This window comes from Sphingomonas telluris, from assembly GCF_022568775.1.
GTDB lineage: Bacteria > Pseudomonadota > Alphaproteobacteria > Sphingomonadales > Sphingomonadaceae > Sphingomicrobium > Sphingomicrobium telluris.
Genome location: NZ_JAKZHW010000002.1, coordinates 692,742 through 706,815 on the forward strand (window position 1 = coordinate 692,742; position 14,074 = coordinate 706,815).

Here is a 14,074-nt window from a genome sequence, read left to right on the forward strand (position 1 = left end):
TCAACCGCTCGCCAGCATTTTCTTCACGCCGCGCGCCGCTTGGCGTAGCCGCTGCTCGTTCTCGACGAGGGCGATGCGGACATAGCCTTCGCCTTCCTCGCCGAACCCCACGCCCGGGGCGACGGCGACATGGCCTTCGACCAGCAGGCGCTTGGAGAATTCCATCGCTCCGAGGTTGTGGAAGCGCTCGGGGATCGGAGCCCATGCGAACATGCTCGCCTGCGGCACGGGAATGTTCCAGCCCGCGCGGCCGAAGCATTCGACGAGCACGTCGCGGCGCTTGCGGTAGAGATTGCGGTTGGCCTCGACGATGTCCTGCGGACCGTTGAGTGCCGCGACCGCGGCCGCCTGGATCGGCGTGAAGGCGCCGTAGTCGAGATAGGACTTCACACGAGCGAGCGCCGAGATCAGCTTCTCGTTGCCGACGGCGAAGCCGATGCGCCAGCCGGCCATGGAATAGGTCTTGCTCATCGAGGTGAACTCGACCGCGACCTCCTTCGCGCCTTCGACCTGGAGGATCGAGGGGGTCGGCTCGTCGCCGAAATAGATTTCCGAATAAGCGAGGTCGGAAATGACGATCAGCTCATGCTCTCGCGCGAACGCCACCAGACGCTCGTAAAATGGCAAATCGGCGACATACGCGGTCGGGTTGGAAGGATAGCCGACGACGAGCACCTTCGGCCGCGGAACCGTGTAGCGCATGGCGTTGGTCAGGCGCTCGAAGAACTCCTCGCCGGGCGCGGCCGGGATCGACCGGATCGCGGCGCCGGCAATGATGAAGCCGAAAGTGTGGATGGGGTAGGATGGGTTCGGCGCGAGGACGACGTCGCCGGGGGCGGTGATCGCTTGCGCGAGATTGGCCAGGCCTTCCTTAGACCCGAGCGTGACAATGACTTCCTTGTCGGCGTCGACCGTCACGCCGAAGCGGCGCTTGTAATAGGCGGCCTGCGCTTTCCTGAGGCCCGGGATGCCCTTGCTGGCCGAATAGCGGTGCGCGTTCGGCTTGTGCGCAACCTCGCACAGCTTTTCGATGACATGCTTCGGCGGCGCTCCGTCCGGGTTGCCCATGCCGAGATCAACGATGTCCTCGCCGCGCGCTCGTGCCGCAGCCTTCATCGCGTTCACTTCGGCGAAGACATAGGGCGGCAGGCGCTGAATGCGGTAGAATTCGTCGGTCACCCAATTAGCATGCCGACCATGCTGCACTGCGGCAAGCCTAGTCTCGGTAGGTCGGAAGCGACCAGCCTCGTGCGATCGCGAGTCCGCGCAGCGCGAACCCCGCTGCCGCAGCAATGAGCGCGGCCGGCTGAGGCGCCATCCCGAGGCTTGGAAGCCCGACCAGCAGCCCGGCCGAAAGCGCCGCGGCTGTCACGTAGAGCTCCGGCCGCATCAGAATCGATGGTTCTCCTGCAAGCACGTCGCGGATTATCCCGCCCGCGCAGGCGGTCAGCACGCCCATCATGAAAGCCGGAACTGGCGCAACGCCGAAGCTCAGCGCCTTCGCCGCGCCGTATGTCGCGTAGGCGCCGAGGCCCGCTGCGTCGAACCAAAGCAAGGCGCGTCCGGCGATCAGGCGGTGGCTTGCGACCCAGGTGATGAGCGCTGCGCCAATGCAGATCAGAAGCGTGGCGTTCTTGTGGACCCAGAAGACGGGCGCGCCGATCAACAGGTCGCGCAGCGTTCCACCGCCGACTCCTGTGACCACCGCAAAGAAGATGAAAGTGACGAGGGTCTGGCGCTTTTCCGCCGCGAGGAGCGCCCCGGAAACGGCGAAAACGCCGATCCCGAAATAGTCGAGAAGGACGAGGGCCTGGGGAAGGGCGGCGGGCTGCATCGTCCCGTCATTGCGAGGAGCAGAGCGAGAAGCAATCCGCTAGCTCACTGGATTGCTTCGCTTCGCTCGCGATGACGAGTACAGAAGCAGCATGGCTGATGGAACGGAAACGGCGAGCGCGATTCCGACGCTCGAGGACTGGCAGCACTGGACCTATGTGATGGGCCGGGCCCAGCAGATGCTTATGGAATCCTGGGCCGACGGACTGCCGAAGGGGAACGCCTGGCCCGCTTCGCCACCCGCTTGGGGCGCCTTTCCGCCGGCTTTCGGTGTCGGCTCTCCCGCGACCGCCGACCCGGCGGCGCTCTTCACGGCCGGCGCCGAGGCCTGGGCCAAGGGTCTCGAGACCTGGGGCAAGATGATGGGCCTCGACACCGAGGCCAAGGAAGGCGCGAAGGACCGCCGCTTCGCCGCTCCCGAGTGGCAGGAGAGCCCGGTCTTCGACACCATCCGCAAGACCTATCTCGCGCTGGCCGACAAGATGCTGGGGACCGTCGAGGAGATCGATGGCCTGGACGCCGAATCGCGGCAGAAGGCGCGGTTCGCGGTGCGCAGCTTCGTCGACGCGATGAGCCCGTCGAACTTCGCGCTGACCAACCCGCAGGTGCTGCGGCGCACGATGGAGACCCGCGGCGAGAACCTTCTGAAGGGTCTCGCCAACATGCTGGACGACATCGCGGCGGGCCAGCTGACGCAAACCAAGGCCGGCGTCTTCGAGGTCGGCAAGAATCTGGCGATGACGCCCGGTAAGGTCGTCAAGGAAACGCCGCTCTATCAGCTGATCCAATACACGCCGGTGACCGACAAGGTGCTCGAAACGCCGCTGGTCATCTTCCCGCCATGGATCAACCGCTTCTACATCCTCGACCTGACGCCGGAGAAAAGCTTCGTCCGCTGGTGCGTAGAGCAGGGCATCACCTTGTTCATGGTCAGCTGGAAATCGGCGGACGAGAGCATCGCCGACACTCATCTCGACGATTACGTGCTGAAGGGTCAGCTCGACGCGATCGACACCGTGCGCGACCTGCTTGGCGTCGAGAGCGCGCACGTCATTGGCTATTGCGTGGCCGGGACGACCCTGGCGGCGACGCTCGGCTATCTCCACGCCAAGAAGCAGCAGGCGAAGGTGAAGTCCGCGACTTTCCTGACGGCGCAGGTCGACTTCTCTCTGGCTGGCGATCTCAAGCTCTTCACCGGCGACGAGACCATGGCGCTGCTGGATGAGCTAACGCGCGACAAGGGGTACCTCGACGGGCGCTACATGGCGGCCACGTTCAACCTGCTGCGCGGCCGGGACCTCATCTGGAACTACGTCGTCAACAATTACCTTCTGGGCGACGAGCCCGCGCCATTCGACCTGCTCCACTGGAACGGCGACACGACTAACCTGCCCGGCAGCTGGCACCGCGACTATCTCGAGACCCTCTACAAGGGAAATAAGCTGGTCCTGTCGGGCGAGATCACCGTCGCTGGGACGCCGATCGACATCGATATGGTCGAGACGCCGTCCTACATCCAGGCCGGCCGCGAGGATCATATCGCGCCGCCCGAAAGCGTCTGGAAAATCATGGACCATTTCGCCGGTCCGAAGCGGTTCGTTCTTGCGGGCTCAGGCCATATCGCGGGGGTCGTGAACCCGCCGGCGGCGCAGAAGTATCAATATTGGGTCAGCACCGAGGACCCCGAGACGCTGGAGCAGTTCGTCGCGGGTGCCGAAGAGCACAAGGGCAGCTGGTGGCCGGATTGGCTCGAATGGCTGAAGAGCCAGAACCCGAAGACGGTCGAGGCGAAGGGGGCGCGCATGCCCGGCGAGGGCAAGCTGAAGGCGATCGAGGATGCGCCGGGGCGGTACGTCAGGGAGCGCTAGGCGCTCGGATTGCTTGCGCCGCCTGTCCCCCGGACAGGCTGGGCTCAGCAATTTTGATATTTCCAATGCCGCTTCTTGCCTTCGGCTAGCCATTCGATCGCGGTCGCGATCCGTTTCTCGCGGGTCGCGTCCTGCTTCGCCTCCGCGATCCATTCGAGGTAATCGCGCTGCGCAGACGGCGAGAAGCCTTCGAGAACCGCCTTCGATTTCGGCGCCTTGTCGAGCGCGGCCGCGAAGGCTGGAGGCATCGCAGGCGGGGGCTTCGGCTCATGCTTGGCCTTGCGCGGCGCGGGCGCGCTCTTCGCCAGGTCGGCGGCTTCGCGGATCAGGCGGTCGAGCTCGGCCTCGGGAGGAAGGTCGGCGAGTGAAGCGATCTTGCCGAACTGTCCCATGGCATCGCCGTTGGCCTCGTTCCCACGCATCTCCTGACCGCGCCAGAAATTGAGCGCCATGTGCGCCTTGAACGCTGCCATGATCAGCAGGATCTTCCCGTCCAGCGTGAACGAGGGCGCGCTCCACTTCAGCGTTTCTTCGACGTCCGGCACCACGGCGTGCACGCGCTCGCGGACATGCTCCAGGATCGGCTGTGCGAACGGCTGCGCCTTGGCGATGTAGCCGTCGATGCGCGGATCGCTGCTTACAGGATGCCGCCGCCAAGCATGAGCCGGGCAATGCCGACGACGATCACGAACAGGTTGAGGTTGCGGCCTGCGGTGCTCTTGCTCAGCACGCCGGTTCCCGCGCCGATAATGGCGAGCGGAATGACGAACCAGTTGGCCCAGCCGAGGAAGGGCAGGAAGGCAAAGACGGCCAGGATCAGCGCTACGACGCCGATGACCAGCGAAACGACGTTGAACATCCCGGCTCCTTTGCAGCTGTCCCTAGTAAGCGGTCTGTATCCTCGTGATCTCCGCGAGGGTCTTGTCGCCGCAGCGGACGACGACGCTGCCGACCGGCTGCTGCAGCGGCCATTCCCAGCGCACTTCATGGGGCGACAGGACCTGCGCGTTCATGCTGCTGCCTTCCGGCGGGGCGACGTAGAGGGTGACGAAGGCCTGCGGCGGCTGGCCGCGGCGGATCTGCATGTAACGGTCGAATGCGACCTGATAGCCGGCGGACTGGGTGACGACCTTGCCCGTGACGACCAAGGTCGGGCGGCCGCCCTGACCCGGCATGGCATTGACCCAGGCCGTCCAACCGCTCGACGAGGTGATCGGACATTCCGGCGGCGCGGGCTGGTACGCCTGGCCGGGGTAGGGTGCCTGACCCGGGTAGCCCGGTGGGCTCGAAGCGTACGGGTCGTTGGGATATTGGCCCGGTGCCGACGGATAGGGCTGCGACGGGTAAGGGTTCTGCGATGTCGGATAAGGCTGCGGCTGGGACGGATAGGGGTTCGGCGCGGGATAGGAATAGGGGTCTTGCGAGCCGTATGGGCCCTGGGGCGGCGGATTGTCGTACGGACCTGGCGGAGGCGTCGCTCCGTAGGGTTCGCATGCGGCGACCAGCAACAAGGCGGATGCGGCTACAACTCGCTTCAAGGTCCCATTCAGTGGCCGAATCATCCGCATATTCCCTACTCCGGTATCGTTACGGCCGCTCTGGCGTGCCGCACCAAGGCGAGGACGTAAAGCCCAAGCGCGGCCCAGATCGCGCCGAACGCAATGGCATGTGCCCGCGTGAACGGCTCGCCATACAGCAGCACGGCGATGAGGAACTGTAGGGTCGGCGCGATGAACTGGAGCATACCGAGCGTCGAGTAAGCGAGGCGCCTCGCTGCTGCTGTGAACAGCAGGAGGGGAACGGTCGTCACGACGCCTGCGACGGCGATCAGCGCGATGTCCGTTCCGGAGTTGCCGAACGTCGGTTGGCCTGACGTGTAGCTGAAGATCAGCCAGGCGAGCGCGAAGGGCGAAAGGAGGACCGTCTCTATTGCAAGGCCTGCCACGGCGTCGACCGGGGCGATCTTCCGCAGCAGGCCGTAGCTCGCGAAGCTCAGGCAGAGGACGAGGCTAATCCAGAGCTGGCCGAGGGCTCCGACGGCCAACGCGGTTATGCCTGCAGCGGCAAGAGCCACGGCGGCCCATTGCAGCTTCGACAGCCGTTCCTTGAGGACGACGCGGCCAAGCAGGACGTTCGCCAGCGGGTTGAGGTAGTAGCCGAGGCTCCCCGCGAGGATGTGTCCGCTGTTCACCGCATAGACGTAGAGCAGCCAGTTACCGCAGATCAGCAAGGCGGTGACCGTGAGAAGGCGGACAACGCGAGGGTTTCGAACAACTGAACGCGCCTCGCCCCAGGCGCGGAAGAGCGACAGGAGGAGTGCCAGGATCGGAACGGACCAGAGGATCCGGTGCGCGACGATGTCGACAGGCCCGATCGCCCGCAACGCCTTGAAGTAGATGGGGAGGACGCCCCAGAGGCCATAGGCCGCAACGCCGAGTGCGAACCCCTGCCGCGCTTTCCGTGACGCTTCCATGTTGGGATGACGGTTCATTTATCGCGCGCCTAGTCGCGATGACTCGCATTTCAAAGCGGATGATGAACGTTCCGTTAGTTGCAACGCGCCCCGGCGAGTGTCACTTTCCACTCGTGCGGATTCGTCGAAATTCCGCCGTTTGGCACGGTGTCGCAAGCCTCGCCGGAACGGTTTCATTGCTCCTGCTCGCAGGCTGCGCGACTGCGCCGGAGGAGCCAAAGCCAACCCCCGTCATCACGACCGAGCCGCCGACGAAGTCGGATGTGTGGAGAGGCATCGCCACCCCGGCCGACCAGAAGCGCCTCGCGGGTCTCGGGCTTTCTTGGCAGGACGCGTTGGCGGAGGCCCAGAAGAGCAATCCGAAAGACGTCGAGGCGGAGGGTGCGCTTTTGAAGCCCCGCGCGGCCCTTCCTCGTCCGGCACCCACCCCAGGAAGCTACTATTGCCGGCTGATCAAGCTCGGCAGGGTTGCGGCCAGGGGACCCGCGTTCGAGAAGTTCAAGCCCTTCTTTTGCTACGTCGAGGTGGAAGGCGACCTGCTGACGATCGTGAAGCAGACGGGGAGCCAGCGTCCCGCAGGCCGCTTGTGGGAAGACGACAAGCCCGACCGGCTGATCTTCCTCGGCAGCGTTGCTCTCGGCAGTGAGGAGCAGCCTTTGGCTTATGCCGAGGACCCCAAGCGCGACATGGCTGGCGTCCTCGAGCGGATCGGCCCCTTCCGCTGGCGGCTGGTGATCCCAGCTCCGCAGAACACGACGTCCAAGCTCGATGTCTTCGAGCTGAAGCCGGTAGAGCAGCAGCCGCAGTGAGCGCGGCGGGGCTGCTCGCCGATCCGGCCGAGGTCCGCGCAATCCTCATCGCGAGCGCCAAGGCGGGTGAGGCAATCACTTATTCCGAGACGCTGGCGCTGCTCGGCCACGACTTCACGCGCCCGAAGATGCGCGCGCTCTGCAAGGTTTTGGCCTTCGTCGACGACGAGGCGGCGGAGCTCGGCGAGCCTGAGCTGGCTGTCCTCGTCGTGCGGCAGTCGGACGGCTTGCCGGGGCAGGGATGGTGGGTCGGCGGCGCTAAGAAGCATGGGTACACGGGCCTGTGGGAGGGGCCAAAGGCGGCCAAACTCATCAGGCGCCTGCAGAAGCAGGCATTCGATTATTGGGGGCGTCAGGGGTAGATTCCCTGCCGCATGGCACTAAGTCGCTGCCAATGCAGGACCGCGGAGCACAGCCAAGGACGTTCGTCGTCGCCGAGGACGATGACGGCATCCGCTTGGACCGCTGGTTCAAGCGGAACGCCCCGGACATCAGCTTCAACATCGTCTCGCGCTGGGCGCGGACGGGGCAGCTGCGCGTCAACGGGCAGCGCGCGACGCCCGGCGATCGCATCGAGGCGGGGCAGACCATCCAGTATCCACCGCCGGAAGCGACACCGGCGCACAACCCCAAGCCGCAGCGCAAGCGCGAGCCTCTGACGGACGACGAAGAAGAGCTGGTGCGGGACATGGTCATCCACCGCGATGCGCACGCCTTCGTCCTCAACAAGCCGCCTGGCCTCGCCACGCAGGGTGGGACGAAGACGCACCACCATCTCGATCGGCTTCTCGACGGGCTCGCCGACGATTCGGGCAATCGTCCGAAGCTCGTGCATCGGCTGGACAAGGACACGTCGGGCGCGCTGCTCGTTGCACGTAGCGCCCGCGCGGCAGGGCACTTCTCGAAGGCTTTCTCCGGCCGCACGGCGCGAAAGGTCTACTGGGCGCTCGTTGTCGGCGTTCCGTCGGGCGACGAGGGTTTGATCGACGCTCCGCTCGCCAAGCAGCCGGGCACGGGCGGCGAGAAGATGCATATCGACGAGGAGAACGGCCTCCCCGCCAAGACCCGCTGGCGGGTGATCGACCGCGCGGGCAATCGCGCTGCGTGGGTCGAGCTCCAGCCGCTGACGGGCCGCACGCACCAACTCCGCGCGCACATGGCGGCGATCGGACATCCAATTGTCGGCGATGCGAAGTACGGCGGAGCGGAAGCGTTCCTGACGGGCGGGATCAGTCGCAAGATGCATCTCCACGCCCGGCGGCTCCGCGTCGATGCTCCCGGCGGTGGAACAGTCGACGTCACTGCCGATCTCCCGCCGCACATGGCGGAAAGCCTCGGCACGCTAGGCTTCGAGCTGATGCATGGCGAAACGATGTCGCTGGACCAGCCGAAGCCCTCGCAATCGCCCGCTGTGAAAAAGAAGCGCGTCGCTGCGGCCGCCAAGGAGCGTCGGCAGGCGCGCAGAGGCGAACGCCGCTCGCGCGGGGCCTCGGGCAAGCCGAAGGGCCGCCGGTGAACCGTCTCGCCGTCTTCGATTGCGATGGAACACTGGTCGACAGCGGGGCGAACATTGCCTCCGCGCTTGCGGACACGTTCGTGGAGCACGGCTTAGACGTTCCCCCGCTGCACGTAAGCCGGAAGGTCATCGGCCTTAGCCTCGTCGAGGCGATGGCGGCTCTGCTGCCGGACGCTGAGCACGACCAGCATCGGGCGCTGGCCGAAAGCTACAAGCGTCATTTCCAGCGGGCGCGTCACGAAGGCCGCGTCGACGAGCCGCTGTTCGAAGGCATCCCGGAGCTCCTGGATGCGCTGGAAGTCGATGGCTGGCTGCTCGCGGTCGCAACGGGCAAGTCGGACCGTGGCCTTGCGCATTGCCTCGACTGCCATGGCTACAATCAGCGCTTCATCTCGCTCCAAACGGCAGACCGTCATCCTTCGAAGCCCCATCCGTCGATGGTCCATCAGGCCATGGCTGATGCGGGCGCCGCCCCGGAAACGACGGTCGTGATCGGCGATACGGCATTCGACATGGCCATGGCTGTGGCGGCCGGAGCCACCGGGATCGGTGCCGCCTGGGGCTACCACGACGCCGCGGAGTTGGTGGAAGCGGGCGCTGCGGCCGTCGCCGACGAGCCGCTCGGCGTCTTGCCTCTCCTGCCCCGCGTGCATGAGCGCCTCTGTGGCTGACGAGGATCTCTGGCGCCGCCGGTTCCACCTCTTCATGCTCGTGCGGCTGGTCGGCCTCGCGACTTTCTTCCTTGGGGTCGCCATCATTTACACCGATTTGCTGCGTGAGGGCGGCTGGCCGGCCGTCGGTGCAATCCTGGCCGTAATCGGTACGCTGGATGCCGTCTTCGCTCCTCGGGTGCTCAAGAAGGTCTGGGAACAGCAGGACAGCGAGCGGCCGTGAAGCGATTCTGGAAGACCGCCGAAGCCGTAGCCAAGGACGGCGGCTGGACGATCGAGCTGGATGGACGGCCCGTGAGAACACCTGCTCGGGAGCTTCTGACCGTTCCAACGGCGAAGCTCGCCGAGGCAATCGCTTCCGAATGGAATGATGTGGGCGAGAGAATAGACCCGCGCACCATGCCGCTGACCGGGCTTGCGAATGCGGCAATCGATCGGGTTGCGCCGGACCGGCAGGCGTTCGCTGCCGGTCTTGCCAAATATGCCGAGGGCGACCTCGCCTGCTATCGGGCCGAAGGACCGCATGAACTCGTCGAGCGGCAGGCCGAGAGCTGGGACGCGCTCCTGAGTTGGGCTCGCCGGCGGTTCGACGTGGACTTCCGGACGACGTCGGGCATCCTGCATGTCGATCAGCCCGCTGCGACAGTCGAGCAGCTCGCCCATGCCGTCGCCGCGCTCGACGCCTTCCATTTGTCCGGGCTCTCGCCGTTAGTGACGATCGGCGGGTCTCTCATCGCCGCGCTGGCGATCCTGGAGGGCGGCCTTTCGGTGGAAGATGCGTGGAGGGCCGTCAGCCTCGATGAGCGCTGGCAACTCGAGCAATGGGGGTCAGACGCCGAGGCCGAAGCCGCCTTGGAGAACCGCCGTAGCGACTTCTTCGCCGCGGCGCGCTTCCTGGACTCGCTGGACGGCTAGTGCTGCGGCCCGATGAGGTCGCGTACGAAGGCGTTCAGCTCGATCTGGCTGGTGCGCTTCGAGCGCTCGGCGGTGACAATCGCACGGACCTTCCGAAGGCAGGCGTCCATGTCGTCGTTGACGAGGACATACTCATATTCGGCCCAATGGCTGATCTCGTCAGCCGCGCGGCGCATCCGGTCGGCGATGACCTGCTCGGAATCGGTGCTCCGGGCGCGGAGGCGGCGCTCCAGCTCCGTCAGCGACGGCGGAAGCAGGAATATGGTGACTAGATGCTCGCCGAAGTCCGGCTCCAGTTGGCGCGCTCCCTGCCAGTCGATGTCGAACAGGATGTCGCGGCCCTTTTTGAGGGACGCCTTCACGGGGTTCTTCGGCGTTCCGTAGCGGTAGCCGAACACGGGCGCCCATTCGACGAACTCCCCGGCCGCGATCATTTGGTCGAACTGGGCATCGTCGACGAAATGATAGTCCACGCCGTCCACCTCGCCGGGGCGCATGGGACGGGTCGTCGCGGAGACCGACATCGAAATCTCGGGATCGGACTCCAGCAGCATGCGCGAGATCGTCGTCTTGCCGGCACCGGAAGGAGAGGAGAGGACGATCAGGAGGCCGCGGCGGCGGCGGGTCGATTGATCGGCGTCAACTAGGTCCATGGCCGCTCTTGGTCCGGCCACCCGTGGCCGTCAAGCGGTGGCTTGTTGCACTGCACAAAATTCATTCTTGAAAGCTGCGCCGCAACAGATTATGTTGCACCGCACAAAAGGAGATTATTGGTGATGGCAGACGAGACCCAGACGCTGATCGACGCAACCGCGGACGCCACTGTAAAGGCGACTGAGGCTGTTGGCGAAGCTGCGAACGAGGCGACCGCCACCGCCGTTAAGAGCAGCCGCCGCGTTGCGACCGCCGCCCGCCGCACGAAGCGCCAGGCGAAGGTTGTTCCTGCTGCAGCTGCGAAGACCACCCGCCGCGCGAAGCCGCGCCGCACCAAGAAGGCCGCTGCCGCTAAGCCGCGCGTGGCCAAGGAAAGGATCAATACCGTGGCAAAGAATTCGAACGACTGGTTTGCCTCGTTTGGCAACCTCCCCACCGCAGCTCCCTTCCAGGCGCTGTTCAATGAAGCCGGTGAGCGTGGCCAGCAGGCCGTGAAGCGTTCGCAGAAGGCCGTCGAGGAGCTGGCCGAAGTCAGCAAGGCGAACGTCGAAGCGCTTGTCGATGCCGGCAAGATCGCCGTCGAAGGCGCCCGCTCGATCGGCCAGGACGTCGTCGAGACCAGCCGTGAAGGCATCGAGAAGGCGGCCGACGCGGTCCGCGCTCTCGCCGAGGCGAAGTCGCCGACGGAATTCTATCAGCTGCAGAGCGAGTTCGCCCGTGCGCAGTTCGACCGCTTCGTCGCGGAGAGCTCGCGCCTCACGGAATCGTTCGTGAAGCTTGCTGGTGAGGCCATCCAGCCGATCCAGAACCGCGCCACGCTGAATGCGGAGCGCATCAACCAGCTCGTTGCCTGACGCCTCTCCCCTCCTGTTCAGGCAGTGACAGACGGCCGCCCACCTCTCTCCCGGGCGGCCGTCTTTTTTTTGGGCACGATCCGCATCATCCCGCCTTGCGGTGAGTTTAGCGGTTGCCATATCTTATTGCTGTGACTGGTATGCGTTGGACCATGGGCGAAGACCCGGACAATGACGGTGGGATCGGCGATGTCGACACCGGCGTAGCGACGCGCACGCGTCCGCGGACCAAGAAGCCTTCCAATTACAAGGTCCTGATGCTGAACGACGACTATACTCCTATGGAGTTCGTCGTCCTCGTCCTCCAGCGCTTCTTCACCATGGATATCGAAGACGCGACCCGCGTCATGCTGCAGGTTCACCAGCAGGGCATCGCCGTCTGCGGCGTCTTCACCTACGAGGTAGCCGAGACGAAAGTCAGCCAGGTGATCGACTTCGCCCGCGAGAACCAGCATCCGCTGCAGTGCACGCTGGAGAAGGCGTAGTTCCCCTCCCTTGCGCGGGGGCCGACTCCCGCTAAACGGCGCCGATGGACAGCATCTGGATCCGCGGCGGCAATACGCTTCAGGGTGAAATCCCCATTTCCGGCGCGAAGAACGCCGCGCTGACCCTGATCCCCTGCGCCTTGCTGACGGAAGAAAAGCTGACGCTCGCGAACCTGCCTCGGCTCGCCGATGTCGATAGCTTCAGCCACCTGATGAACCAGCTCGGCGTGTCGACCAGCGTCGCGGGCGTCAAGAAGGGCGAATTCGGCCGCAAAGTGACGTTCCAGGCCAGCGAGCTGAGTTCGACGGTCGCGCCCTATGACATGGTTCGCAAGATGCGCGCCTCGATCCTGGTCCTCGGGCCGATGCTGGCGCGTGCCGGGGAATCCACCGTTTCACTGCCGGGCGGCTGCGCCATCGGCGATCGTCCGATCGACCTCCATTTGAGGGCGCTCGAGGCAATGGGCGCGGAGATTGAGCTTGCGGCTGGCTATGTGAAGGCCAGCGCGCCGAAGGGCCGGCTGACCGGCGGCGATTACAGCTTCCCGGTCGTCTCTGTCGGCGCGACCGAAAATGCTGTCATGGCGGCAGTCCTCGCGAACGGCCGCACGCAGCTCTTCAACGCCGCTCGCGAGCCCGAAATCGTCGACCTCTGCAATCTGCTCGTCGCCATGGGCGCGAAGATCGAGGGCATCGGGTCTGGCCACCTAATCATCCAGGGGGTCGAGGGGCTCCACGGCACCACGTATGAAGTCATGCCCGACCGCATAGAGGCGGGCAGCTATGCCTGCGCCGCAGGGATCACGGGCGGCTCGGTCGATCTCCTCGGCGCGCGTCCCGACGACATGCAGGCCACCCTCAACGCGCTCGCGCAAGCCGGGCTCGTCATCGAATTCCACGATCGCGGCATCAAGGTCAGCGCGAACGGCGGATTGAAGCCGCTGGCACTATCCACGTCCCCCTTCCCCGGCTTCGCAACGGACATGCAGGCGCAGTTCATGGCCATGCTATGCCGCGCTGAGGGCCAGAGCTTCCTCGAAGAGACGATCTTCGAAAACCGCTACATGCACGTCCCCGAGCTTCGCCGTATGGGCGCGGAAGTCGACATCCACGGCCGTTCCGCCGTCGTCCACGGCGTCGAGAAAATGACGGGCGCCGAAGTCATGGCGACCGACCTTCGTGCATCCATGAGCCTCATCCTCGCTGGCCTCGCCGCCGAAGGCGAAACCGAGGTGCTGCGCGTCTACCACCTCGACCGCGGGTACGAGCGCCTCGAGGAAAAGCTCAGCGCCGTCGGAGCAACGATCGAGCGCCGCACCGCGGGCTAACCGTGGGCCTAGAGGTGGAAGCCGACGGAGCTCAGCGGTTCCCGCACCGGCTGGACTCGAATGCGCTTGAGGCTCTGAAGCGACTCCTTCCGGGGGCTACCGGGCCGGGCGAACGTATTTTCAGCAATCCGTCGTTGGCCGCTTGGCTGGCAACCGGACCGGTCGCTGCAAATGTTCGCGACATTCTCGGTGAAATGGCCCAGCCCGTCCGAGCCATCCTTTTCGACAAGACGCACGAAGCGAATTGGGCTCTGCCTTGGCATCAGGATCGGACGATCGCGGTGCGCCAGCGGGTCGAAACGGAGGGCTTTCTGAACTGGAACACTAAGTCAGGAGCGGTGCACGTCGAGCCGCCTTTCAACTTCATCGAAAACATGCTGACCGCGCGAATCCACCTCGATCCAGTGCCTGAGACAAATGCACCCCTCCTGATCGCTCCCGGTTCGCATCGACTGGGTCGAATTCCAGAAGGCAACATTGAGCGGGTAGCGGAGCAGTGCGGAAGCTTCGCATGCGTCGCAAACGCGGGCGATGTCTGGCTTTATCGCACTGCCATTCTCCATGCGTCAGACGCAGTGCGTCAGCCGGGCAGACGGCGCGTCCTTCAGGTCGATTACGCCGCGGAAGAGCTTCCGGGTGAGTTGCGGTGGCTGGGGGTCGGCTGACTT

At 65.1% G+C, this 14,074-nt stretch carries 18 protein-coding genes; 11 read left to right on the forward strand and 7 right to left on the reverse strand.

All coding sequences use genetic code 11. From position 1 onward, the window contains the following. Both LZ016_RS14450 and LZ016_RS14455 read right to left on the reverse strand, forming a co-directional pair. The gene (locus tag LZ016_RS14450; RefSeq protein ID WP_241448159.1) at nt 1-1,179 is read right to left on the reverse strand and encodes an LL-diaminopimelate aminotransferase; all 1,179 of its coding nucleotides are present in this window, start codon (nt 1,177-1,179) and stop codon (nt 1-3) included. 37 nt (nt 1,180-1,216) lie between these two features. Then, nucleotides 1,217-1,834: a trimeric intracellular cation channel family protein gene (locus LZ016_RS14455; protein ID WP_241448160.1), complete on the reverse strand. Its 618-nt coding sequence runs from the start codon at nt 1,832-1,834 to the stop codon at nt 1,217-1,219. A gap of 91 nt (nt 1,835-1,925) precedes the next feature. On the opposite strand from LZ016_RS14455, the gene LZ016_RS14460 reads away from it, so the two are divergent. Then, a complete protein-coding gene (locus LZ016_RS14460) occupies nt 1,926-3,701 on the forward strand; it encodes a PHA/PHB synthase family protein (protein WP_241448161.1) in 1,776 nt (591 codons plus the stop codon). A gap of 44 nt (nt 3,702-3,745) precedes the next feature. Here LZ016_RS14460 and LZ016_RS14465 read toward each other — a convergent pair whose 3' ends face one another. The 4 genes from LZ016_RS14465 to rarD are packed head-to-tail and all read right to left on the reverse strand — an operon-like array spanning nt 3,746 to nt 6,192. After that, the gene (locus tag LZ016_RS14465; protein ID WP_241448388.1) at nt 3,746-4,324 is read right to left on the reverse strand and encodes a YdeI/OmpD-associated family protein; all 579 of its coding nucleotides are present in this window, start codon (nt 4,322-4,324) and stop codon (nt 3,746-3,748) included. Between the two features lie 14 nt (nt 4,325-4,338). Next, complete coding sequence (locus LZ016_RS14470; RefSeq protein ID WP_241448162.1) at nt 4,339-4,560, reverse strand: hypothetical protein; 222 nt, start codon at nt 4,558-4,560, stop codon at nt 4,339-4,341. 22 nt (nt 4,561-4,582) lie between these two features. Continuing rightward, entirely contained in the window at nt 4,583-5,263 is a 681-nt protein-coding gene (locus LZ016_RS14475) for a hypothetical protein (protein WP_241448163.1), read from the reverse strand. Nucleotides 5,264-5,274: 11 nt separating this feature from the next. Then, the gene (gene rarD / locus LZ016_RS14480) at nt 5,275-6,192 is read right to left on the reverse strand and encodes an EamA family transporter RarD (protein ID WP_241448164.1); all 918 of its coding nucleotides are present in this window, start codon (nt 6,190-6,192) and stop codon (nt 5,275-5,277) included. Between the two features lie 158 nt (nt 6,193-6,350). On the opposite strand from rarD, the gene LZ016_RS14485 reads away from it, so the two are divergent. The 6 genes from LZ016_RS14485 to LZ016_RS14510 are packed head-to-tail and all read left to right on the forward strand — an operon-like array spanning nt 6,351 to nt 10,085. Beyond that, nucleotides 6,351-6,983, forward strand: coding sequence for a DUF4893 domain-containing protein (locus tag LZ016_RS14485; RefSeq protein WP_241448165.1), 633 nt, complete (start codon nt 6,351-6,353; stop codon nt 6,981-6,983). Then, on the forward strand, nt 6,980-7,345 hold the full coding sequence (locus LZ016_RS14490; protein ID WP_241448166.1) for a ribose-phosphate pyrophosphokinase: 366 nt from the start codon (nt 6,980-6,982) through the stop codon (nt 7,343-7,345). Before LZ016_RS14485 ends, LZ016_RS14490 begins: the two co-directional genes overlap by 4 nt. Nucleotides 7,346-7,377: 32 nt before the next feature. Beyond that, nucleotides 7,378-8,499 (forward strand): RluA family pseudouridine synthase, encoded by a 1,122-nt coding sequence (locus LZ016_RS14495; RefSeq protein ID WP_241448167.1) that lies wholly within the window; start codon nt 7,378-7,380, stop codon nt 8,497-8,499. Further along, the gene (locus tag LZ016_RS14500; protein WP_241448168.1) at nt 8,496-9,170 is read left to right on the forward strand and encodes an HAD-IA family hydrolase; all 675 of its coding nucleotides are present in this window, start codon (nt 8,496-8,498) and stop codon (nt 9,168-9,170) included. The genes LZ016_RS14495 and LZ016_RS14500 overlap by 4 nt, the downstream gene beginning before the upstream one ends. After that, nucleotides 9,163-9,393, forward strand: a complete 231-nt coding sequence (locus LZ016_RS14505; RefSeq protein WP_241448169.1) for a hypothetical protein — start codon at nt 9,163-9,165, stop codon at nt 9,391-9,393. The genes LZ016_RS14500 and LZ016_RS14505 overlap by 8 nt, the downstream gene beginning before the upstream one ends. Continuing rightward, on the forward strand, nt 9,390-10,085 hold the full coding sequence (locus LZ016_RS14510; RefSeq protein WP_241448170.1) for an ATP12 family chaperone protein: 696 nt from the start codon (nt 9,390-9,392) through the stop codon (nt 10,083-10,085). The genes LZ016_RS14505 and LZ016_RS14510 overlap by 4 nt, the downstream gene beginning before the upstream one ends. Here LZ016_RS14510 and gmk read toward each other — a convergent pair. Then, nucleotides 10,082-10,738 (reverse strand): guanylate kinase, encoded by a 657-nt coding sequence (gene gmk / locus LZ016_RS14515; RefSeq protein WP_241448171.1) that lies wholly within the window; start codon nt 10,736-10,738, stop codon nt 10,082-10,084. The two genes, LZ016_RS14510 and gmk, sit on opposite strands and share 4 nt — an antisense overlap. A 123-nt stretch (nt 10,739-10,861) precedes the next feature. Between gmk and LZ016_RS14520 the strand changes: the two genes are divergently transcribed. The 4 genes from LZ016_RS14520 (at nt 10,862) to LZ016_RS14535 (ending at nt 14,071) form a co-directional block, all read left to right on the forward strand. Further along, nucleotides 10,862-11,593, forward strand: coding sequence for a phasin family protein (locus tag LZ016_RS14520; protein WP_241448172.1), 732 nt, complete (start codon nt 10,862-10,864; stop codon nt 11,591-11,593). A gap of 152 nt (nt 11,594-11,745) precedes the next feature. Then, nucleotides 11,746-12,078, forward strand: a complete 333-nt coding sequence (gene clpS / locus LZ016_RS14525; protein ID WP_241448173.1) for an ATP-dependent Clp protease adapter ClpS — start codon at nt 11,746-11,748, stop codon at nt 12,076-12,078. Between the two features lie 44 nt (nt 12,079-12,122). Further along, entirely contained in the window at nt 12,123-13,406 is a 1,284-nt protein-coding gene (gene murA / locus LZ016_RS14530) for a UDP-N-acetylglucosamine 1-carboxyvinyltransferase (protein ID WP_241448174.1), read from the forward strand. A 134-nt stretch (nt 13,407-13,540) separates the two neighbouring features. Further along, on the forward strand, nt 13,541-14,071 hold the full coding sequence (locus LZ016_RS14535; RefSeq protein ID WP_241448175.1) for a phytanoyl-CoA dioxygenase family protein: 531 nt from the start codon (nt 13,541-13,543) through the stop codon (nt 14,069-14,071). Nucleotides 14,072-14,074: the final 3 nt, after the last annotated feature.

Excerpts from the sequence above, each read along its gene's own strand:
- LZ016_RS14455 (WP_241448160.1), bottom strand. The coding sequence starts at position 1,834 with ATGCAGCCCGCCGCCCTTCCCCAGGCCCTCGTCCTTCTCGACTATTTC.
- LZ016_RS14460 (WP_241448161.1), top strand. The coding sequence starts at position 1,926 with ATGGCTGATGGAACGGAAACGGCGAGCGCGATTCCGACGCTCGAGGAC.
- LZ016_RS14470 (WP_241448162.1), bottom strand. The coding sequence starts at position 4,560 with ATGTTCAACGTCGTTTCGCTGGTCATCGGCGTCGTAGCGCTGATCCTG.
- LZ016_RS14475 (WP_241448163.1), bottom strand. The coding sequence starts at position 5,263 with ATGATTCGGCCACTGAATGGGACCTTGAAGCGAGTTGTAGCCGCATCC.
- rarD (WP_241448164.1), bottom strand. The coding sequence starts at position 6,192 with ATGAACCGTCATCCCAACATGGAAGCGTCACGGAAAGCGCGGCAGGGG.
- LZ016_RS14495 (WP_241448167.1), top strand. The coding sequence starts at position 7,378 with ATGCAGGACCGCGGAGCACAGCCAAGGACGTTCGTCGTCGCCGAGGAC.
- gmk (WP_241448171.1), bottom strand. The coding sequence starts at position 10,738 with ATGGACCTAGTTGACGCCGATCAATCGACCCGCCGCCGCCGCGGCCTC.
- LZ016_RS14520 (WP_241448172.1), top strand. The coding sequence starts at position 10,862 with ATGGCAGACGAGACCCAGACGCTGATCGACGCAACCGCGGACGCCACT.
- clpS (WP_241448173.1), top strand. The coding sequence starts at position 11,746 with ATGGGCGAAGACCCGGACAATGACGGTGGGATCGGCGATGTCGACACC.
- murA (WP_241448174.1), top strand. The coding sequence starts at position 12,123 with ATGGACAGCATCTGGATCCGCGGCGGCAATACGCTTCAGGGTGAAATC.